This is a genomic window from Streptomyces sp. NPDC047049, assembly GCF_040643995.1.
GTDB lineage: Bacteria > Actinomycetota > Actinomycetes > Streptomycetales > Streptomycetaceae > Streptomyces > Streptomyces mooreae.
In genome coordinates, this window is record NZ_JBEYVM010000016.1 from 36,041 (window position 1) to 54,877 (window position 18,837).

The window sequence follows — 18,837 nt, forward strand, 5'->3', positions numbered from 1 at the left end:
CTTGATCAGGCTCGATGCTGTAAATACTGAACCGGGCTGGGTTGATGCCATGAACGCATGGAACGCGGCGGAGAGCGCCGATTTCCGTGGTCCCCTCGACGTCACCAGGGCGGCCACAGCGGTTCTGGACGCCCAGGACCGCATCATCGGGTGGAGCCCGGCGGCCCAGCGGCTCCTGGGGTACACCCCGGAGGAGATCATCGGGCGCCCCGTGGAGACGCTGGGACCGGCCGGTCCGGCACCGGCCTCCCCCGCGTCCGAAGCCTCCCCGAGCGGCAGCCAGGCGCACACGTTGCGGCACCGTGACGGCCGGATGCTGCGGATGGCCGTCACGAGCTGCCCGCTCGCCGACGTCCGCGGGGTCGCCGAGGTGACCGGGACCGCCGGTACGCAGCCGGCCCGTGTCCTGGTGGCGGCCGGGCTGGACGAGCACCGGATGTGGGAGTCCCGCCAGGCGATGTTGCACGGTCTGGCCACCCAGTCTCCGGTGGGCCTGGGCATCTATGACACCGAACTGCGGCTGATCTGGGCGAACGGCGCGTACACCCGGGAGATCGGCCTGCCGGTGGACGAGTTCCTCGGCGCCCGGGCCGATGAGCTGTACCCGGACGGCGAGTTTGTGACCGAGGGGTATCCGCGCACCCTCGACGCGGTGATGCGGCAGGTCCTCGACACCGGCGAACCGGTCCTCGATCTGCACTTCGTCGGCCAGCAGCCCGCCGCCCCGGGGTCCGATCACGTCTGGTCCTGCTCCTACTACCGGCTGCAGGACGCCCAGGGCCGGGTGCTCGGGGTGTGCGAGGACGCCTTCGACATCAGCGGCCGCTACCAGGCGCAGCGCCGGCTGAACCTGCTGGTGGAGGCCGGCGCCCGGATCGGCACCACGCTCGATATGACCGTCACCGCACGTGAGATCACCAAGGTGGCGGTGCCGGCCTTCGCCTCCACGGTCATCGTCGACCTGATGCGGTCCGTGCTGCACGGCGGGGAGCCGGACGCCGTCGACGGCACCCTGCCGGCCCTGGTGCGGGTGGCCACCCGCACCGCCGATGACGCCCCGGACGGTCCGCTGCAGGGCCCGCACCGCATCGAGTACCCGCCCGGCTCGCTGCAGTACCGCAGCCTGTCCTCCGGCGGCACGGTGCGCGAGGAGGGCACCATGGTCGTGCCCCTGCGGGCCGGCGGCACCCTGATGGGGCTGGTCACCTTCCTGCGTGCCGACCCGTCGGTCTTCGACAAAGGGGAGATCGAACTCGCCGACGAGCTGGTCATCCGGACGGCGGTGTGCCTGGACAACGCCCGCCGCTTCACCCGGGAGCACACCGCCGCGCTGACCCTGCAGCGCAATCTGCTGCCGCAGCACCTCCCGGCCCAGTCCGCCGTCGATCTCGCCTACCGCTACCTGCCGAGCGACGAGCGGGCCGGAGTCGGCGGCGACTGGTTCGACGTCATCGGCCTGTCGGGCACCCGGGTCGGCCTGGTCGTCGGGGACGTGGTCGGCCACGGCCTCCAGGCGGCGGTGACGATGGGGCGGCTGCGGACGACCGTACGCGCCCTGGCCCGGCTGGACCTGTCCCCCGACGAACTGCTGAGCCGGCTGGACGACCTGGTGGGACAGACCGCGGAGGAGCAGGCCGCCACGGTCGGCACGGACGCCGGCCCGGATGATGTGGCCACCGGCGTGACCTGCCTCTACGCGGTCTACGACCCGGTGTCGCGGCGGTGCACCATGGCGCGGGCCGGGCATCTGCCCCCGGCCGTCGTCGATGCGGAGGGCGGCCTGTACTTCCCGGACCTGCCGGCCGGTCCGCCGCTGGGCCTCGGGGGCCTGCCGTTCGAATCCCTGGAGATCGAGCTGCCGGTCGGCAGCCTGATCGCGCTGTTCACCAACGGACTGGTCGAGGGCCGCGACCGGGACGTCGACGAGGGGCTGGCCATCCTGGGCCGGGTGCTGAGCGATCACCGCCGGCCGCTGGACGAGCTGTGCATCCACACACTGGCGGAGCTGCTGCCGGACGGCCCTGCCGTCGATGACTCGGCCCTGCTGCTGGTGCGCACCCGTGAGCTGGACGCCCGGCAGGTGGCGGCCTGGGAACTGCCCGCCGAGCCGGCCGCGGTGGGCAAGGCACGCGAGCGGGCCACCGGACAGCTGCTGGAGTGGGGCCTGGCGGAACTGTCCTACACGACGGAACTTGTGGTCAGCGAGCTGGTCACCAACGCCGTACGGCATGCGTCGGGGCCGCTGCACCTGCGGCTGCTGCGCGACCGGACCCTGCTGACCGAGGTGTCGGACACCGGCCACACCTCGCCCCATCTGCGGCACAGCGCCAGCGACGACGAGGGCGGGCGGGGGCTGTTCATCGTCGCGCAGCTGGTGCAGCGCTGGGGCACGCGCTACACGCCGTACGGCAAGACGATCTGGACGGAACAGGCGTTTCCGCCGGACTATCCCGGTGCCCCGCGCCCGGCCGGCGGACGGCTCTGAGGAGGTCCGGCAGGGATCGGCCGGGCGCATGGCGTGCGGGTGTTCGGAGGCGGTCCCATGATGGAACCAAGCGAGGTCCCGGCGACTCGGCGGGCGCGGACAGAGGAGGACCTGTGACGACCAATGGCAGTGACACGTCGGCCGAGCGGCCCCCGGTCGAGCTGTACACCGGTAGTGAGCGGCCCTACGACCCGGAGGACCTGGTGAAGGCCTCCGGGCGCGAACCCACCCCGTCAAGCCTGGAATGGGCCAGGCGCCTGATCGCCGAGGAGGGGCCCGGCGCCATCGAGCGGTATCTGCCGTGAGGGCTGAGGGCTGCGGCTGACGGCTCACGGCCGGCGACCGGCGGCTGACGGCTGACGGCTGACCGAGCGGGCCGGGCAGGGAGGTGGGCCCGCCCCGCGAGCGGTGCCGCGGCCCTCTGCCACCGCGCCTTCCGGCAAATCGCTTGCGGCGGCCCCCCGCGCTGGGGAAGATCCCCTCGACCGCGGCCCTGGGGGCCGCACAGCCCTGCCGGCCCGCCCACCCGCCGAATCCTCGGGGACTCGGCGCGGAAAGGAACCCCACCGTGCCCACCGAACGCATCTCGCCGCCCGTCCGCGCAGGCGAGCGGGAGACCCTCCGGTCCTACCTCGACTTCCACCGCGCCACGCTCGCCATGAAGACCGACGGCCTCTCCGACGAAGACCTCCGGCGCCGGTCGAGCCCGCCGTCCGCGCTCTCCCTGCTCGGCCTGGTGCGGCACATGGCAGAGGTGGAGCGCACCTGGTTCCGCCGGGTGATCGCCGGTGAGGACATACCGCTCGTCTGGTCGGCCGAGGGTGACTACCAGGTGGCGTACGACGCGACCACGGCCACCCGCGAGGAGGCCTTCGACGCCTGGCAGACCGAGGTGGCACACGCCCGCCGCATCGAGCGCGAGGCGGCATCGCTCGATGTCACGGGCTACCAGCCCCGTTGGGGCGAACACGTCTCCCTGCGCCTGGTGATGCTGCACCTGATCCATGAATACGCCCGCCACAACGGCCATGCGGACTTCCTCCGCGAGGCCATCGACGGCACGGTCGGCCCCTGAGGACAGTCTGAGGGCCCCTGAGGGAGCCCTCCGCGAAAGCCCACCGCCACCGGTGACCGGTGGCGGTGGGCTTCCTGATGTTCCAGGGGTGGGGTCGCCGTCCCTAGGCCAGGCCTTAGATCAGGTCCATCGCGGCAACTTCATCGGGACGGCCGTAGCTCACCGGCCCCTGGAAGCGCCGCCGGGCGGTGGCGAACCACCAGACGGTGGCGATGACCAGGACCACCGCCAGGGCGATGGGCGCGTAGTTGAACGAGGCAGGGGTGATCGGGGACGCCTGGGGCAGCATGAACAGCACGTTGCTGATCAGGATCCAGGCCACGGCGACCGCCGCGACGGGCTTGCCGTAGCGGCCGAGGTTCCACGGTCCGGCCTGGAAGTCGTCGAGCCGCAGCCGCAGGAAGATGGGGACGGCGTAGGCGAGGAACAGGCCGACGACATTGACGCTCACCACGGCGGTGAAGGCGGTGTGGGACCACCAGCCGGGCAGCACCAGCACCAGGGGGCAGGCCGCGGCGAGCCAGACGGCTTTCACGGGCGTACGGGTGCGCGCGGACACCGAATGCCACCAACGGGAGCCGGGCATCGCCCCGTCCCGGGAGAAGGCAAAGATCTGCCGGGTATTGCTGGTCATGTTGGCGAGACCGCAGAAGAGCATGGCGCCGATAACGATCAACAGCAGGAACTGGGCGGTGCTTTGGCCGAGCGCATCGACGAGAATCTGTACCGGCGGCGCCTCGGCACTCGCGGCATGGCCGTAGTCACGGATCGCGTACACCAGGGCGAGCATGAGGATCAGTCCGGTGATCGCGGAGTAACTGATCGCCCGCATGATGCCCCGGGGAGCATTGACGGTGGCCTTCACCGTTTCTTCAGACATGTGGAAACTGCCGTCGAACCCGGTGAAGGTCCAGCTGGTGACGAGCAGACCCAGCATTCCGCCGTACAACGCATGAGTGAAGCCGGTGTTGTTGACGAAGTGCAGGGCGAACGAAGGAGGTTGGTGATGATCGGGGATCAGCGCCAGCGCACCGACGATCACCACCATGCCGATCAGCAGCCACCACACGGAAATACGGTTCACCACGGCAACCAGCCGCACCGTATAGGTGTTGGCCAGCGCCTGGACGAGCAGGATGGCCGCGGTGATACCGACCGTCTGCTGGGGTGTCGGCTCGTAGGACGGCCACTGCATGGAGACGAACGCCTGGATGAAGGTGGCGGCGGCGAAGTTGGTGGCGGCGGTGCCGCCGACCTGGCCCACGAAGTTCAGCCAGCCCGTGTACCAGGACCAGGCGCCCTGATGCCGCTTGGCCAGCTTGCCGGCCGAGAAGTAGAGCGCGCCGCTGGTCGGGTAGGCGGAGGCGATCTCGCCCATCGCGGCACCGACGAACAGCACCATGACCGACACACCGACCCAGCCGAGGATCAGGATCCGCGGGCCGCCGGCGTTCATGCCGAAGCCGAAGGAGGAGAAGATCCCGGAGATGATGTTGATAATGGTGAAGGAAATGGCGAAATTATCGAACGCGCGGAATCGGCGGGTGAGTTTCCGCGGATAGCCCATGGCATGGAGCGTGGCGTCATCGTCGAGGGTGAGGGGATCTGCCGCGTGGGGGGTTTTCGAGCGAGCTGGGGACGTACGCTCGGACACAACCGCAACCTTTCTGAGGGAATGGGGGGAAGGGGCGGAGGGAGAATGGGCCGGTTCGATGTGACCGGACGGGTGAAGCGGAACGGTCCTTTTGCGGTTGCCGCATTCCGTACGGCTCGGGCCTCCTCAGGAATCATCCGTCATGGGGGTACGGGCAGTCCGCAGGAGCGTCTGGCCCTGGTCAATTGCTCTTCGGGATCACCAAATGCACTCCAGGGCATGCGCGAGGCATACGGCCCCATGGCCGTAAAGACTTCCCGTGCCTCGAATTCGCGTTTCGCCATGTACAGCGCGTGGGCCAGATAGGCCAGATCCAGCACCGGCGTGAAGCGGTAACCGGCCACCTGCGGGAACCAGTTCCGGTGGACACCGATGGCCGCCGAGACCCACTGCGGCTGCTCCCAGGTGTGGTCAGCGAGCAGTTCGGACGGGTTGTAGTCCTCGACCAGCGCCACCAGCGGCAGCAGCCGCAGCGGCGAGGCCGCGGGCGCCCGCTGGCTCAGGAACGCGGCAACGTCCCAGCTCGCGCTGGACGAACCGCCGTAGCGGGTGAAGAAGAAGGACAGGAAGCGGTGGTGCGCCTCGCGGTGCCAGGGGTCCAGCCGGAGGATGTGGGCGAAGAGGTACCAGGGCCCGGCCGGAGCGGTCAGCAGCCCCTGCGGCGCCGGGTCCTGCGGGCGGTCGAGGCGCGTCAGCGCCAGTTGCGCCACCCAGGGCGTGGGGTCCTCGGGCAGCAGCTTCGCGGCCCGCTCACACGCCGACCGCGCTATCCGGGCCAGCGCGCCCTGCCGCCGGTCACCGGCGTCGGCCATACGCAGCGCACGGAGCATCGCCACCCGCGCCCAGAGCAGCGCCGCCTCCGGTCCCGGCTCCTCGGCGAGCCAGCGCTCGGCCAGATCCGAGTCGGCCGCCACGGACGCCAGCACCAGGGACCGGTGGGCGCGCACCTCGAAATCCTCGCGGGCTTCCCGCAGAACTTCGTGCGCACTCAAGTACCGTCCGGCCCGCACATCCATACACGCGCCCGCCAGCGCCCGGTCATTGGCAGCCGGACTCCACACGTACTGTCCCTCGAAAGAGCCGGCCGCCATGGTCCCCTCCCGGTCACGAAGGCGTCACCCCCACACCACATTCCGGCCGCGCCGAATTCAGCCGGACCCTGCCACCGGTCAAGTGACAGTGAGCCACACCTTACTCACCCCAACTCCCTGCGAAAACAAGCCGCCTGGAATATCTGGTTCCGCACCTTTTAGTCTCGATGAGATTGAAAAGGAAACAACTTCTCGGCCAACCTTCCGAACCTCCTTGTTTTGCGCCCCTGTTCATCACCGCGCATTTATTTGGCATATTCACATACCCACAGCACCTCCACAACCGGACATCACCGCCGGTTACCCCTCCGTATCCGCCGTTGCCCCGGATGTCGAGCACACCCCCTGACTCTCGGCCAGTTCACGGAGGGCTTCCAGCCATGCCGGCAGGGGTGGCGCGGCGACCGGGACCGACGTCCACGCCCCCGCCCCGGCGGGCGCACCCCTCCCCCTGGGGGGCGTGACCCGCTCCGTACCCACCCGCACCGTCACCACACAGACCACCACCGGGCCCGCACCGCGCGCCACGGACGCCCCGAATCATCAACATTCAATGAACTTCTGACGCGCTTGCGCGACGGAACAGCGGGCACCCGGAAGCCACGGGCCGGCCCGCCGCCCGGGCGGGCGCCGCCCCAACACGAAGTCGGCTCAAGAGCAACCGAATTAGCGGACGCTACTTTCCGGAAGCACGCGATTACATGTAGCGTTCGACTGGACCGGAGGCCGTGACTTCACAGCACGTCACGGCTGGGTACGGGCATGGGCGCGAGCGTTCTTGCGGTACGAACGGAGCGATCGCCCCCGATGGGCGCACCTGCACCACAAGTGTCTGGCCGCCGCCCCGCACGACCACCGGACCGCCTCGCGATCGCTGCGTAGCACCTCAGCATCCCTGAACGTCGAGCACCGCCATGTCTGTCCGTACACGCCTGCTTTGCAAGAGGAATGGGCCCAGATCATGTTTATGAACTCCTCGACGACCCCGCTTGCGTTGCGTCCGGACGCCGACGTCGTCCGGCCGCTCACAGCCGGGCCCGGCGAAGAGCCACCCCTGGCGGTCGACCGGCTACCCGACGGAAAGTGGCAATTGACCCTGCACGACCTGGAACCCGTATCGGTGCACCGGCTGCCGTCCGACGAGGTCCACATCATCCTTGCGCCGCCGGGCGAGGAACCGCCCCAACCCGAGGACCCTCCGGCCGGCCGCACCCGTCCCGACCCGGTCCACATCGACACCGCGGCCCGCACGGTCTTCATCAGAGGGCGCCAACTCGACCTGCCACGGCTGGAGTTCGACCTGCTCGCCCATCTGGTGCTGCACCCCCGGCGCGCCTTCACCCGGGAACAGCTGATGGACGCCGTCTGGCCCAACTGCCAGTCCAGCACCCGCACCGTCGATGTCCACATCGCCCGTCTGCGCCGGCGTCTGGGGCCGGGCCTGCGCGACTCCATCAGCACCGTCTTCGGCATCGGCTACAAGTACCTGCCGGCCGCACGGGCCGACGGCTGCGGCTGACGCACCGGCGCAACCGACACCAGCCCGCCACCATTGCTCCGGGCACGCAGGCAGCGGGCCGGTGACCGGTGAATTTCGGCCATCGGCCCGGCCGTTCCTCCCCACCGGGCCGGGGAGGCCCGATCAGGCCCCGGCCGGTGAGGTGTTCAGGTGCGCGGGGGCTCCGGCCGCGGGTTCCTTGCGTACGAAAGCCCGGCGCAGAGCGTGATACGGCGCGTCCGGGTCGAAGAAGGTGCGGTGCATACGGGCCAGTTCCTCCTCCCGGTAGGCGGCGAGCGGCCGCTCGGCCTCGTCGCGTTCCCGTGACGCCTTCTTCGCGGCGATACGGGCCTGGGTCGCGGGCGCCGAGGCCAGCCGGACGGCGAGGCGGGCGGTCCGTGCGGCGAAATCCTGCGCGGTGCAGTCGAGGATCCGGTCGACCAGGCCGAGCCGTGCGCCGGCCGCCGCGGTCATCGGCAGGGCGCGGGCCATCAGCTGTCCGGCCACCTCGGGGCCCGCCCGGCCGGGCAGCGTATAGGTCCAGTACTCCGAACCGTAGAGTCCCATCAGCCGGTAGTGGGGGTTGAGCACCACGGCCGGCCGGCACCACACCTCGTCGGCGGCGAGGGCCAGCATCGCCCCGCCCGCCGCGGCATTGCCGCCGAGCGCCGCGACCACCAGCCGGTCGGTGGTGGTCAGGACGGCGTGCACCAGGTCGTCCATGGCGTTGATATTGGCCCAGGACTCCTCGGCGGGGTCGGCGGCGGCCTCGATGACATGGAGATGGATGCCGTTGGAGAAGAAGTCCCGGCGGCCACCGAGGACCAGCACGGAGGTCGGCCGGGCGCAGGCGTGGCGGTAGGCGGCGAGCAGGCGCCGGCAGTGGCCGGTGCTCATCGCGCCACCGGGAAAGGAGAACTCCAGGAAGCCGGCCGGACCGTCCTCGCGGTAGCGGATGTCGCTCCAGGTACGGGGGCCCTCGCCGGGGCCGAGCGGGGCCGGGAGCTCCGGGAGCCGCGGGAGGCGGTCGCCCAGCGCCAGCGTGGCGGGCAGCTTGGGGGTGCGGGGCTGCCCCGGCGCACGGGGCGCCCGCAGTTCCGGGATCCATACCGCGCCGTCGGCCGTCGCCCGGCAGATCGCGCCGCCCCGGGTGGCGAGCAGTTCACCGGGGCGGCCGGTCAGGGTGCCCTCGGGGTGGCCACCGTGCAAGTACCAGCTCTCGCCGAGGAGTTCATCGCGGACGCCGGGCTGCGAATCGGCGGCACGCAGCGTGCGTACGACGCTGTCGGTGGGGTCGGACCGCCAGTCGATACGGCGCAGCTCCTGACGGAAGGGCGGCCGGGGGCGACCGGGCCGCGCGGCGTCGGGCAGCGCGGCCTGCGGCTGCGGCCGGTGGGTCCCGGATGCCACACGGGCCACGGCCGTCAGGACCGCCTCGACCGCGCCATCGGCGATCTCGTTGCGGTACAGGTCGCTCTTGCCCGCCTCGGGTACGGGGAAGTCGGCCGCGGCCCAGATGTCGCCGGCGTCCATCTCGTCATTGGCCTGCAGCACCGTGACTCCCCACCTGGTGGCGCCCAGGTGTACCGCCCAGTCCACCGATGACGGGCCGCGGTCGCCGACGGGACCGGGGTGCACGATCAGGCAGGTGTACGCCGACCACACCTCGCGGGGCACGGCCGTCTTGAGCATCGGTGCCACGATCAGCTCGGGGGCGTGCCGGCGTACGGCCGCGAGGAGCGGCGCCTCACGCGTCACCAGCTCCACGCCCACGTGGTGCCCCCGCTCGCCGAGTTCCGCGTAGACGCGCTGCGTCAGGCTGTTGAACGCGCCGGCGATGAGCAGAATGCGCACAGCGGACTCCCCTGCAGCTGGAACCGGTCAGCGGGTGATTGACCGTGATCGTTCCCCACGGGCGGCCGTCCGCCGCCCGAGCCGCGCCGGGGTCACCCGATCGACGGCCGCCGTGCGGCCCAATGTCCGCCCGGGAGACCACCTGACGAGTCGTCAGCTAGTTCCGTCGATAGATCATCTGGACGGAATCCCGCCAAAGTTGGCGCACTCCACGCGCTTCCACGGGCCGCGACATTGCTGTTAATTGACATTCACTTGGTCATACTTTTACCTTCGGTGGTGCGGCATCGGTGCAGGTCAGGGCCGTATGCCCGGTTCGTCTTCCGCATTCTCACCGGAGGTTCCCATGGAGCAGCTCATCAAGAAGATGGCCCAGGACCACGTCTGGCAGAGCTGGCTGGCCGCCAACTCCGCACAGCAGGCGGCGAAGAACGGCTGCATCAGCGCGGCGCCGAAGGCGGGCTGCATCAGCGCCGCGCCCAAGGCCGGCTGCATCTCCTGACCCTCGCGCCTCAGGTGCCCGGAGCGGGCCGGCGACCACCGGGAGCGGGCCCTTCCGCGCCTTCCCGGCCACCGGTCCGCTCCGGGCACCGCCCCCTGCCTTCCCGTGTGGGCACCGCCTCCCGACCAAGGACGAGGAATCCATGGATGGTCAGCCGACCGCCGAGGTCATCGAGCAGATCCGCGACATACCGATCTACCGTGCGTCGCTGGCGAAAGGCCACTTCCCCCTGCTCGACAAGCCGGAGATCGCGCGCGGCTTCCCCGACAACTGGATGACCCCCCGGCTGGCCGCGGCCCTGGAGTCCGGAGAGGCGGAGTTCGTCCTCTCCACCGGCACCCACCACCCCCGGATGCAGATCATCCGGCCCCCGTACTTCCTGCTGCACTCCTACTACCGGCTGTGGAGCGAACACCCCGACATCGCCCACACCTGGGAATCGGGCTGCCGACGGGTCTCCCTGACCACGGTGCTGGCCACGGAGCATGTGGCGCGGGTCAATGCCGCACGGCGCGGTACTCCGCCGGACCCGGTGCCCGCCCTCGCCGACCGGCAGCTCGACGCGCGTACCTGCTACCTCAATCTGCGGCTCGATCCGGCGTTGTGGGAGCGCGACGACGTGGTGCGGATGCTGCGGGAAATCCGAGCCGCCGCGCGAGCGCATCCGCGCGGCTGGTACCACCTCGACTGCTCCGGATATCACCTGGCGCATCTGCTGCGAAAGGTCGCCGAATGGGGGCTGTGGGACGATTTCCCGCCGCCCGCAAGCATCATTCACGCCTACGAATACACCCCGGTGAACGTGCGGCGTTTTCTGCACCAGCACTTCGCCTGCCCGGTCATCGACCTGTTCGGCAGCACCGAGCTCGGGTATCTCTACTTCAGCGACCGCCGCGGCACCTACCGGCCGCATCTCGACAAAATGAGCGTCGAACTCCATCCGGTCGCCGAGGGCAGCACGATCCACCAGCTCATCGTCACCAGTGTGCGCAACCCCTTCATGCCGCTGGTCCGGTACCGCTCGGGCGACTGTGTACGCACCGTGGACGGCACACCGGACCCGGAGAAGATCTCCCAATTCTGCGGGCGCGAAAAGGAATTGCTCGACACTTCGCACGGCCCCGTCGCACAGGGCGACCTCGACCGGTGCATCGGCGAGGCGTCCCCACGGGTCTTCGTGTACCGGTTGCAGCTGACCGGCGAGGGGACGGCGCAGCTGGTGTACACGACGTTCGACGGCGCACCCGTCGATCCCGAACGGGCCGCGGCGCTGGAGGAAGCCATCGGTGAACTGACCGGGCGGCGCTGCCGGCTCGACCACCGCCCGCACCTCCCCATCGGAAAGTCGGGAAAGTACGCCTGGCTCACGACCGGCCACTGACCCACCCGGCACCTTCCGTTCCCGGACGTCTTCCTCACCCGGACAGGAGAAGCATGACCACCCCGCCGCGGATATCCCCCGACGCTCTCGCAGACCTGCTCGGCGAGGCGCTGCACACCGAAGTGGTGACGTATTTCGACGGCAGGAGCGCCGCCCCGCGAGAGTTCGTGGAGCGCCAGGTCACCGAATGCCTGCGCTACCTCTATCTCGTCTCCCGGCACCATGACCGGCTCGGCGGTCTGTTCCTGCCCGTCGAGCAGGACATCGACGAAATCTGGCACTACCTCATCCTGCAGACCCGCGAATACCGGGCGTGGTGCGAGGAGCGGCTGCCGGGACGCTTCTTCATCGAGCACCGCAGCATCGCCTACGAGGACTACCAGCAGGAGCCGGGCCGCGAGCAGGCCCTCGAAGAGGCGCTGCGCTGGATTCCGCTGTACTGCCGGGAATTCGGGCCGTTCGACGAGGGGGCACTGCCGCACTGGACCATGGTGCGCTTCCTCCACGAGCACATGGGGCTGTCGCTCGCCGACATCGCGGCGCTGGAACCGGTGGAGCCGGCAACGGCAACGGCGTGAAGCGCCGTCAAGCCTGTCTGCACCTCCCCCGTCCGCCGCGAACCGAAGGGAATCATGAGGGCTCGCCACGCTGACCCCGCCGAGGCCGAAGTACCGCAACAGCGGCGGATTCTGGCTGTCCTGGTCTTCTCCCAGATCCTCAGCGGTGCAGGTCTCGCCGCGGGGATCACCGTAGGCGCGCTGCTCGCCGAGGAGATGCTCGGCTCGACCGGTCTGGCGGGCGTGCCCAGCGCGCTGTTCACCGCCGGAGCGGCGCTCGGCGCCGTCGGCATCGGCCAGGTCTGCCGGGGCCACGGCCGGCGTCCCGGTCTCGCGCTCGGGTACGCCGTCGGGGCACTGGGCAGCCTCGGGGTCGTGGCGGCGGCCGCCCTCGGCAATGCGGTGCTGTTGTTCACGTCCCTGTTCGTCTACGGAGCCGGCACCGCGACAAATCTGATGGCGCGCTACGCGGGTGCGGATCTGGCCTCGCCCGCCCGGCGCGGACGGGCCGTGAGCACCGTGCTCTTCGCCACCACGCTCGGTGCGGTGATCGGCCCCAACCTGGTGACGGTGACGGGGCAGGTCGCACACTCCTGGGGCATCCCCCGGCTCGCCGGACCGTTCTTGCTGGCCGTCGCGGCGTTCGGGGCGGCCTCGGTGGTCCTGGCCGTTCTGCTGCGGCCCGATCCGCTGCGGCTGGCCGAGAAACTGGCCGCGGCGCAGGCCGGGATCGCGGCCGAGAGCCCCGCGGACGAGGCCGGGAGCGGGCCGGATGCCCGGCCGGAGCGGCGCGGGGTGGTCACCGGCACCGGGATCATGATCCTCACCCAGCTCGTGATGATCGCCGTCATGACGATGACGCCGGTACACATGCAGGCACACGGCCACGGCACGCAGGCGGCCGGCTGGGTCATCGCCCTTCATGTCGGAGCGATGTTCCTGCCCTCCCCGCTCACCGGCCTGCTGGTCGACCGGTTCGGCCGGCGGTGGATCGCCGGCGCGGCCGGCCCGGTCCTGCTGGCCGCCGGTGTGGTGGCCGCCGCGGCACCGGACTCCGTGCCCGCGCTCGCCACGGCACTGGTCCTGCTCGGCCTCGGCTGGAACTTCGGGCTGGTCAGCGGCACCGCCCTGGTCACCGACGCGCTGCCGCCCGCCCGTCGTGCGTCGGCACAAGGGCTGGTGGACGTCGGCATCGCCCTCGCGGGTGCGACCGGGGGGATGCTCTCGGGCCCGGTCGTCGTGCTGGGCGGCTACCCGACGCTGGCACTGGCCGGCGGCATCCTCGCGATGGCGCTCGTGCCCGTCCTCGCGTGGGCGGCCGGCCGGCCGCCGCGCACCGTCACCGCGCCCGCGGCTCCCCTTACGGAAACGGAACAGGGATGAACATCCTTTCGCCGGACGGATGTTCCCGGCTGTTCTCCGGGGGATTCTGGAAACTTGGCGTCATTTCTCGTTATCACGGCCGAAACCTGGATGCTGCACTGTGACGGCAGAGTGGAACCGTGCGGACGAACCACGGGGGGCGATGATGCGGAAGGACGCCTGCGTAGCGGGCATACCCGTGCTGCGCCTGTGCCGTATGTCGCTGACCGCCCTGCTGGTGGTCGCGGCCTTCCTGCTCGGTGGTGGTGCGGCGGCGCCCGGTGCGGCGAAGACCGCGTTCTCCGCCAAGCCCGCCGCGAAGTCCGCGAGCACGTCGGCCGTCAAGCCCGGCTACGAGAACGAAGAGGAAAAGGCGAAGCGCGAGGCCGAGCGCGGCCAGCCCCGGCGCACCGCCCGGACCTCCATCGGCGTTCCCCAGCACACCGGACGGCCGCTGCCACCGTTCAGCGCGGGCGCCAAGGCTCCCGTCGCCGCGACGGCCTCCGGTGCCCCGGCAGCCGGCAGCTCCACCAAGGCCACGTCCCGAGGAGCCGGATTCACCGTTCTGCACTGCGTCTTCCGCTGCTGAGAGCGGCGTGGTGGCCTGCCCCACCCCCGCACCATGCACCGTTCCGCCACCACCCCACAGTGGCACCACTCATCAGCAGGAGACCTCCTCGTGGAGACCTTCATTCAGCATGCCCGGGGCCTGACGGCCCGTATCGCCGACCGGCGGGAGGAACAGGAGACCTACGGCCGGCTCGCGGCCGGACAGTCCCCCCTCGCCCTGTTCATCACCTGTTCCGACTCGCGGGTCGTCCCGGCCCTGATCACCGGGGCGCGGCCCGGTGAACTCTTCGAACTGCGGACCGCCGGCAACGCCGTGCCCGCCTACCGCGAGGACATGGCGGCCTGCGCGGAAGCGGCCACCATCGAGTACGCGATGCGCGTCCTGGGCGTCGCCGACATCGTGGTGTGCGGTCATTCGCACTGCGGCGCGGTCGGCGCCAAGGCCCGCGGTGAGGACCTGACCGGTGCGCCCGCCGTACGGGACTGGCTGGCGCAGCAGCTGTCCGACCACCTGCCCGCCGACGAGGAGCCGACGGTCGCCGCCGCGGTCCAGCACCATGTGCGCGAACAGCTCGACCGGCTGCGCGGCTACCCCTGTGTCCAGGAGCGGCTGGACGCCGGCGAGGTGACTCTGCACGGGTGGTTCTACGAAGTGCACACCGGCCTGGTGGCCGCGCATCACCCGTCCACCGACCTGTTCCTCCCGCTGTGAAGGCGGGTGGGCACCTCATGAAGCGCTTCACCTCCTTCCGGGCGGACTTCACCGCCTCCCTCGTCGTCTTCCTCGTGGCCGTCCCGCTGTGTGTCGGGGTGGCCGTCGCCTCCGGGGTACCGGCCGAGCTGGGGCTCGTCACCGGCGTGGTCGGCGGGCTGCTCACCGGTCTGCTCCCGGGCAGCAGCCTTCAGGTCAGCGGTCCCGCCGCCGGTCTGACGGTGCTGGTCTTCGAAGCCGTCAAGGAGTACGGCCTCGGGACGCTCGGCGCCCTGGTACTGGCGGCCGGTGTACTGCAACTGGCGATGGGCGCACTGAAGTTGGGCCGCTGGTTCCGGGCGATCTCGGTCGCCGTGGTCCAGGGCATGCTGGCCGGCATCGGCCTGGTCCTGATCGCCGGACAGCTCTACGCCCTCGCGGACGCCAAGGCGCCGGGCAGCGGACTCGCCAATATCGGCGGCATGCCCGGCCTGGTCACCGCCACCGCGGGGTCGGCCACGGCCCTGTCCGCGCTCGCCATCGGCGCCGGCACCATCGCCGTCCTGGTGCTGTGGCCGCGCTGGCGGCGCGCCGCGCGGATCCTGCCCGCACCGCTGGCCGCGGTGGCGCTCGCCACCACCGCCGTGTGGGCGCTGGATCTGCCCGTCGCACGCGTCGAGGTCAGCGGGCTGCTGGACGCGATCCAGCCGCCCGGCCTCACCGACCTCGGCCGGCTCACCGATATCGGGGTGCTGGGCACGGTCCTCGCCTTCGCGCTGATCGCGTCCGCCGAGTCCCTGTTCAGCGCCGCCGCGGTCGACCGGCTGCACGACGGGCCGCGCACCGAGTACGACAAGGAGCTGATGGCCCAGGGCGCGGGCAACACCGTCTGCGGGCTGCTCGGTGCGCTGCCGATGACCGCCGTCATCGTCCGCAGCGCGGCCAATGTCCAGGCGGGCGCGAAGACCAAGGCCTCGCGGGTGCTGCACGGTGTCTGGCTGCTGGTGTTCGCCGCGGCGTTCCCGGCCGCGCTGGGTGTGGTGCCGGTGGCCGCGCTGGCGGGTGTGCTGGTCCATGCGGGCTGCAAGCTCATACCGCTGCGCGAGCTGCGGCCGCTGTGGCGCGAACACCGCGGTGAGGCGGTGGTGCTCCTGGTCACGGCCCTCGCGATCGTGACGGTCAACATGTTCGAGGGTGTTCTCATCGGTCTGCTGCTGGCGGTCGCGAAGACGGCGTGGGAGACCTCCCATGTGCACCTCGAGGTCGACACCCCCGAGGACGAGGACGAGCCGGTGCGGGTCCGCGCCGTCGGCAACGCCACGTTCCTGCGGCTGCCCAAGATCCTCGATCAGCTCGACGCGCTGCCTGCCGAGCGGGGGGTGGAGCTCGATCTGAGCGGGCTGCGGCATCTCGACCACGCCTGCGGTGCCGCGCTGACGAACTGGGCCGAGCAGCACCGGCGTACCCGACGGGCTGTGGAGCTGGTGTCCTGACGACCGGCCGCCCGGCGGTACGGTCACCTCTCCGTACGGCCGGGCGGCGGGGTCGGGAAGATCTCCCTCGTTACGGTTGTTGACCAAAGGTCAGGCCGGTCGCGGTGGTCAACGGCGGTCGGCGCCACGCTTGTTGTCGTCGAGGGGATGGACGGTTTGCCTCTTCAGGGTGAGTACGAGCCGAGCCCGGAGCAGTGGGTGCGCGATCAGGTCGAGGAGTACGAGGGCTCCGGCGGCACGAAAGGCACCACGATCCATGGGCTGCCCGTCGTGGTCCTGACCACCCGGGGCGCGAAGAGCGGAAAGATCCGCAAGAGCCCGCTGATGCGGGTGGAGCACGACGGGGCGTATGCGGTGGTGGCCTCCATGGGCGGCGCGCCGCGGCACCCGGTCTGGTACCACAACGTCGTCGCGGACCCCCGGGTGGAGCTGCAGGACGGCCCGGTGCGGCAGGACATGACGGCCCGTGAGGTCACCGGCGAGGAGAAGGCCCTGTGGTGGGGCCGCGCGGTCGAGGCGTACCCCGACTACGCCGACTACCAGAAGAAAACGGACCGGCAGATCCCGGTGTTCGTCCTGGAGCCGGCGGCCACGGCGCACTGATTCCGGGTCCCTCGTGACGCTCAGAGCGTCACGAGGGAGACCTCGGTTGCCTTGACGCTGGTCCACACGGACACGCCGTCCGCGAGGCCGAGTTCGAGGGCGGCCGAGGGGGTGATTTCGGCCACCAGGTCGGGGGCCTCGTGCGAGGTGACGAGGACCCGCAGGCGGCTGCCCGCCGAGGTGATCTCCCGGACGGTGCCCGGCCAGACGTTGCGGGGACTGCCCGTGGGCTTGTCGAGGTGCAGGGACACGGCCTCGGGGGCGATGATCGCCAGTGCCCGGGCGCCGTCGGGGAGCGGGTCGGCGGCGACGAGGCGGCCGCCGCCGGTGAGCGCCAGGCCGTCGCCGGTGGCGGTTCCGGGCCAGGCATTGCGGCCGAGCATCCGGGCGACCCAGGGCGAGCGCGGGTGCCGGGTGACCTCGGCGGGCGGGGCGTCCTGGAGGGCGCGGCCGTCCTCCAGGACGAGGACGCGGTCGGCGAGCGAGACCGCCTCGACGGGGTCATGGGTGACCAGCAGGCAGACGCCGCCGAAGCCCGCGAGATGGCCGCGCAGGGTGTGCCGGACGTGGGCGCGGGTGGTCTGGTCGAGCGCGGCGAGCGGTTCGTCGAGCAGCAGCAGACGGGGCCGGGCGGCCAACGCCCTGGCGAGGGCGACGCGTTGCGCCTGCCCGCCGGAGAGCTGGGCGGGCTTGCGGTGCGCGAGCGGGCCGACGCCGAGCCGGTCCAGCCAGCGCTGTGCCGTACGGCGGGCCTCGGCGCGCGGGATGCCACGGGCGCGCAGCCCGTAGGCGGTGTTGCTCAGGGCCGTCAGGTGCGGGAAGAGGGCGCCGTCCTGCGGGACCCAGGCGACGCCGCGGCGGTGCGGGGGCAGCGTGGTGACGTCGGTGCCGCCGAGGCGCAGCGTGGCGCGGGCACGCGGGGTGAGCCCGAGCAAGGCGCGCAACAGGGTGGTCTTGCCGGCGCCGTTGGGGCCGACGACGGCGAGGGTGGTGCCCGGTTCCGCGTCCAGGGTCAGCTGGTTGAAGCCGGTGACCTCGGCGTGCAGCGGCCAGTTCTCCGGGGGCGCCGCCGGCGTCGTCGCGGGCTCCTCGGCGCGGGGCACGGGCGGCGCCGCGAGGCCGGGGTCGTCGCTGGTGGGGACGGTGCGGGCGGTGCGGACGGTGGTGGCGCCGGTCCAGCGGCCGCGCAGCGCGACCAGCACGCCCATGGCGATGACGAGCAGCAGCAGCGAGACCGAGGTGGCGGCCTCAGGGGACCCCTGGAGCAGCAGGTAGACCTGGAGCGGCAGGGTCTGCGTGGTGCCGGGCAGATTGCCCGCGAAGGTGATCGTGGCGCCGAATTCACCGAGCGCGCGGGCCCAGGCCAGTGCGGCGCCGGCGGCGAGGCCGGGCGCGACCATGGGGAGGGTGACGGTACGGAAGACCCGTACGGGTGAGGCGCCGAGGGAGGCCGCGGTCTCCTCGTAGCTGGTGCGCAGTCCGGCGAGCGTGCCCTCCAGGCTGATGACGAGGAACGGCATCGCGACGAAGGTGGCGGCGACCACGGCGCCGGAGGTGTGGAACGGCAGCACGATGCCGAAGGTGTCCTCCAGCCAGGGGCCGAGGAGTCCGCGGCGGCCGAAGCCCATGAGCAGGGCGACACCGCCGACGGTCGGCGGCAGCACCATCGGCAGCAGCACCAGCGAGCGGACCAGCGCCTTGCCGCGGAAGCTGACCCGGGCCAGCAGCCAGGCCAGGGGCACCCCGAGCAACAGGGCGAGCCCCAGCGCGCAGAAGGACACCAGCAGCGACAGCCGGAGCGCTTCGAGGACGTCCGGGCCGGTCAGATGGGTGCCGAGGTCGCTCCAGGTGGTGCGGGCAAGGATGCCGGCCAGGGGCATCAGCAGGAACGCGATGGCGACCAGCGCGGGCACGGCCAGCGCGACGGGGGCACGGCTGCCGGGCACGCGGAGCCTGCCTGCCGGGGGCCGGGCGAGGGTGCGGGGGCGTCTCATCGAGGTCCCTGGGATTCGGGGCGGGCC

16 protein-coding genes are annotated in these 18,837 nt (G+C 71.2%); 12 read left to right on the forward strand and 4 right to left on the reverse strand.

The window, feature by feature from the left end; all coding sequences use genetic code 11:
* Positions 1-49: 49 nt before the first annotated feature.
* From ABZ851_RS27765 to ABZ851_RS27775, 3 genes are all read left to right on the forward strand, one after another.
* On the forward strand, positions 50-2,485 hold the full coding sequence (locus tag ABZ851_RS27765) for a SpoIIE family protein phosphatase (protein ID WP_361132900.1): 2,436 nt from the start codon (positions 50-52) through the stop codon (positions 2,483-2,485).
* Positions 2,486-2,598: 113 nt separating this feature from the next.
* On the forward strand, positions 2,599-2,790 hold the full coding sequence (locus ABZ851_RS27770; protein WP_361132903.1) for a hypothetical protein: 192 nt from the start codon (positions 2,599-2,601) through the stop codon (positions 2,788-2,790).
* Positions 2,791-3,053: 263 nt separating this feature from the next.
* Positions 3,054-3,560 (forward strand): DinB family protein, encoded by a 507-nt coding sequence (locus ABZ851_RS27775; protein WP_361132907.1) that lies wholly within the window; start codon positions 3,054-3,056, stop codon positions 3,558-3,560.
* 115 nt (positions 3,561-3,675) lie between these two features.
* Here the strand turns inward: ABZ851_RS27775 and ABZ851_RS27780 are convergent, their stop codons facing one another.
* Entirely contained in the window at positions 3,676-5,127 is a 1,452-nt protein-coding gene (locus tag ABZ851_RS27780; RefSeq protein WP_311625095.1) for an amino acid permease, read from the reverse strand.
* A gap of 227 nt (positions 5,128-5,354) precedes the next feature.
* Positions 5,355-6,305, reverse strand: a complete 951-nt coding sequence (locus tag ABZ851_RS27785; protein ID WP_361132910.1) for a hypothetical protein — start codon at positions 6,303-6,305, stop codon at positions 5,355-5,357.
* A 961-nt stretch (positions 6,306-7,266) separates the two neighbouring features.
* Here ABZ851_RS27785 and ABZ851_RS27790 point away from each other — a divergent pair.
* Complete coding sequence (locus ABZ851_RS27790; RefSeq protein ID WP_361132913.1) at positions 7,267-7,824, forward strand: winged helix-turn-helix domain-containing protein; 558 nt, start codon at positions 7,267-7,269, stop codon at positions 7,822-7,824.
* Positions 7,825-7,947: 123 nt separating this feature from the next.
* Here ABZ851_RS27790 and ABZ851_RS27795 read toward each other — a convergent pair whose 3' ends face one another.
* Entirely contained in the window at positions 7,948-9,657 is a 1,710-nt protein-coding gene (locus tag ABZ851_RS27795) for an enoyl-CoA hydratase-related protein (RefSeq protein WP_361132916.1), read from the reverse strand.
* A 346-nt stretch (positions 9,658-10,003) separates the two neighbouring features.
* Between ABZ851_RS27795 and ABZ851_RS27800 the strand changes: the two genes are divergently transcribed.
* The 8 genes from ABZ851_RS27800 to ABZ851_RS27835 all read left to right on the forward strand — a co-directional run bounded on the left by ABZ851_RS27800 (position 10,004) and on the right by ABZ851_RS27835 (position 16,816).
* Complete coding sequence (locus tag ABZ851_RS27800) at positions 10,004-10,159, forward strand: hypothetical protein (protein ID WP_176956589.1); 156 nt, start codon at positions 10,004-10,006, stop codon at positions 10,157-10,159.
* Between the two features lie 142 nt (positions 10,160-10,301).
* Entirely contained in the window at positions 10,302-11,540 is a 1,239-nt protein-coding gene (locus ABZ851_RS27805; protein ID WP_361132919.1) for a hypothetical protein, read from the forward strand.
* Between the two features lie 53 nt (positions 11,541-11,593).
* The gene (locus tag ABZ851_RS27810; RefSeq protein WP_361132922.1) at positions 11,594-12,118 is read left to right on the forward strand and encodes a hypothetical protein; all 525 of its coding nucleotides are present in this window, start codon (positions 11,594-11,596) and stop codon (positions 12,116-12,118) included.
* A gap of 54 nt (positions 12,119-12,172) precedes the next feature.
* Entirely contained in the window at positions 12,173-13,480 is a 1,308-nt protein-coding gene (locus ABZ851_RS27815; RefSeq protein ID WP_361132925.1) for an MFS transporter, read from the forward strand.
* Positions 13,481-13,580: 100 nt separating this feature from the next.
* Complete coding sequence (locus tag ABZ851_RS27820; protein WP_361132928.1) at positions 13,581-14,048, forward strand: hypothetical protein; 468 nt, start codon at positions 13,581-13,583, stop codon at positions 14,046-14,048.
* 90 nt (positions 14,049-14,138) lie between these two features.
* Complete coding sequence (locus ABZ851_RS27825; RefSeq protein WP_361132931.1) at positions 14,139-14,741, forward strand: carbonic anhydrase; 603 nt, start codon at positions 14,139-14,141, stop codon at positions 14,739-14,741.
* A gap of 17 nt (positions 14,742-14,758) precedes the next feature.
* Positions 14,759-16,213: a SulP family inorganic anion transporter gene (locus ABZ851_RS27830; RefSeq protein ID WP_361132933.1), complete on the forward strand. Its 1,455-nt coding sequence runs from the start codon at positions 14,759-14,761 to the stop codon at positions 16,211-16,213.
* Between the two features lie 156 nt (positions 16,214-16,369).
* Positions 16,370-16,816, forward strand: a complete 447-nt coding sequence (locus ABZ851_RS27835; protein ID WP_361133222.1) for a nitroreductase family deazaflavin-dependent oxidoreductase — start codon at positions 16,370-16,372, stop codon at positions 16,814-16,816.
* 20 nt (positions 16,817-16,836) lie between these two features.
* Here the strand turns inward: ABZ851_RS27835 and ABZ851_RS27840 are convergent, their stop codons facing one another.
* Positions 16,837-18,810, reverse strand: coding sequence for an ABC transporter permease (locus tag ABZ851_RS27840; RefSeq protein ID WP_361132936.1), 1,974 nt, complete (start codon positions 18,808-18,810; stop codon positions 16,837-16,839).
* Positions 18,811-18,837: the final 27 nt, after the last annotated feature.

Excerpts from the sequence above, each read along its gene's own strand:
- ABZ851_RS27790 (WP_361132913.1), top strand. The coding sequence starts at position 7,267 with ATGTTTATGAACTCCTCGACGACCCCGCTTGCGTTGCGTCCGGACGCC.
- ABZ851_RS27780 (WP_311625095.1), bottom strand. The coding sequence starts at position 5,127 with ATGGGCTATCCGCGGAAACTCACCCGCCGATTCCGCGCGTTCGATAAT.
- ABZ851_RS27805 (WP_361132919.1), top strand. The coding sequence starts at position 10,302 with ATGGATGGTCAGCCGACCGCCGAGGTCATCGAGCAGATCCGCGACATA.
- ABZ851_RS27830 (WP_361132933.1), top strand. The coding sequence starts at position 14,759 with ATGAAGCGCTTCACCTCCTTCCGGGCGGACTTCACCGCCTCCCTCGTC.
- ABZ851_RS27815 (WP_361132925.1), top strand. The coding sequence starts at position 12,173 with ATGAGGGCTCGCCACGCTGACCCCGCCGAGGCCGAAGTACCGCAACAG.
- ABZ851_RS27765 (WP_361132900.1), top strand. The coding sequence starts at position 50 with ATGAACGCATGGAACGCGGCGGAGAGCGCCGATTTCCGTGGTCCCCTC.
- ABZ851_RS27810 (WP_361132922.1), top strand. The coding sequence starts at position 11,594 with ATGACCACCCCGCCGCGGATATCCCCCGACGCTCTCGCAGACCTGCTC.
- ABZ851_RS27840 (WP_361132936.1), bottom strand. The coding sequence starts at position 18,810 with ATGAGACGCCCCCGCACCCTCGCCCGGCCCCCGGCAGGCAGGCTCCGC.
- ABZ851_RS27785 (WP_361132910.1), bottom strand. The coding sequence starts at position 6,305 with ATGGCGGCCGGCTCTTTCGAGGGACAGTACGTGTGGAGTCCGGCTGCC.
- ABZ851_RS27800 (WP_176956589.1), top strand. The coding sequence starts at position 10,004 with ATGGAGCAGCTCATCAAGAAGATGGCCCAGGACCACGTCTGGCAGAGC.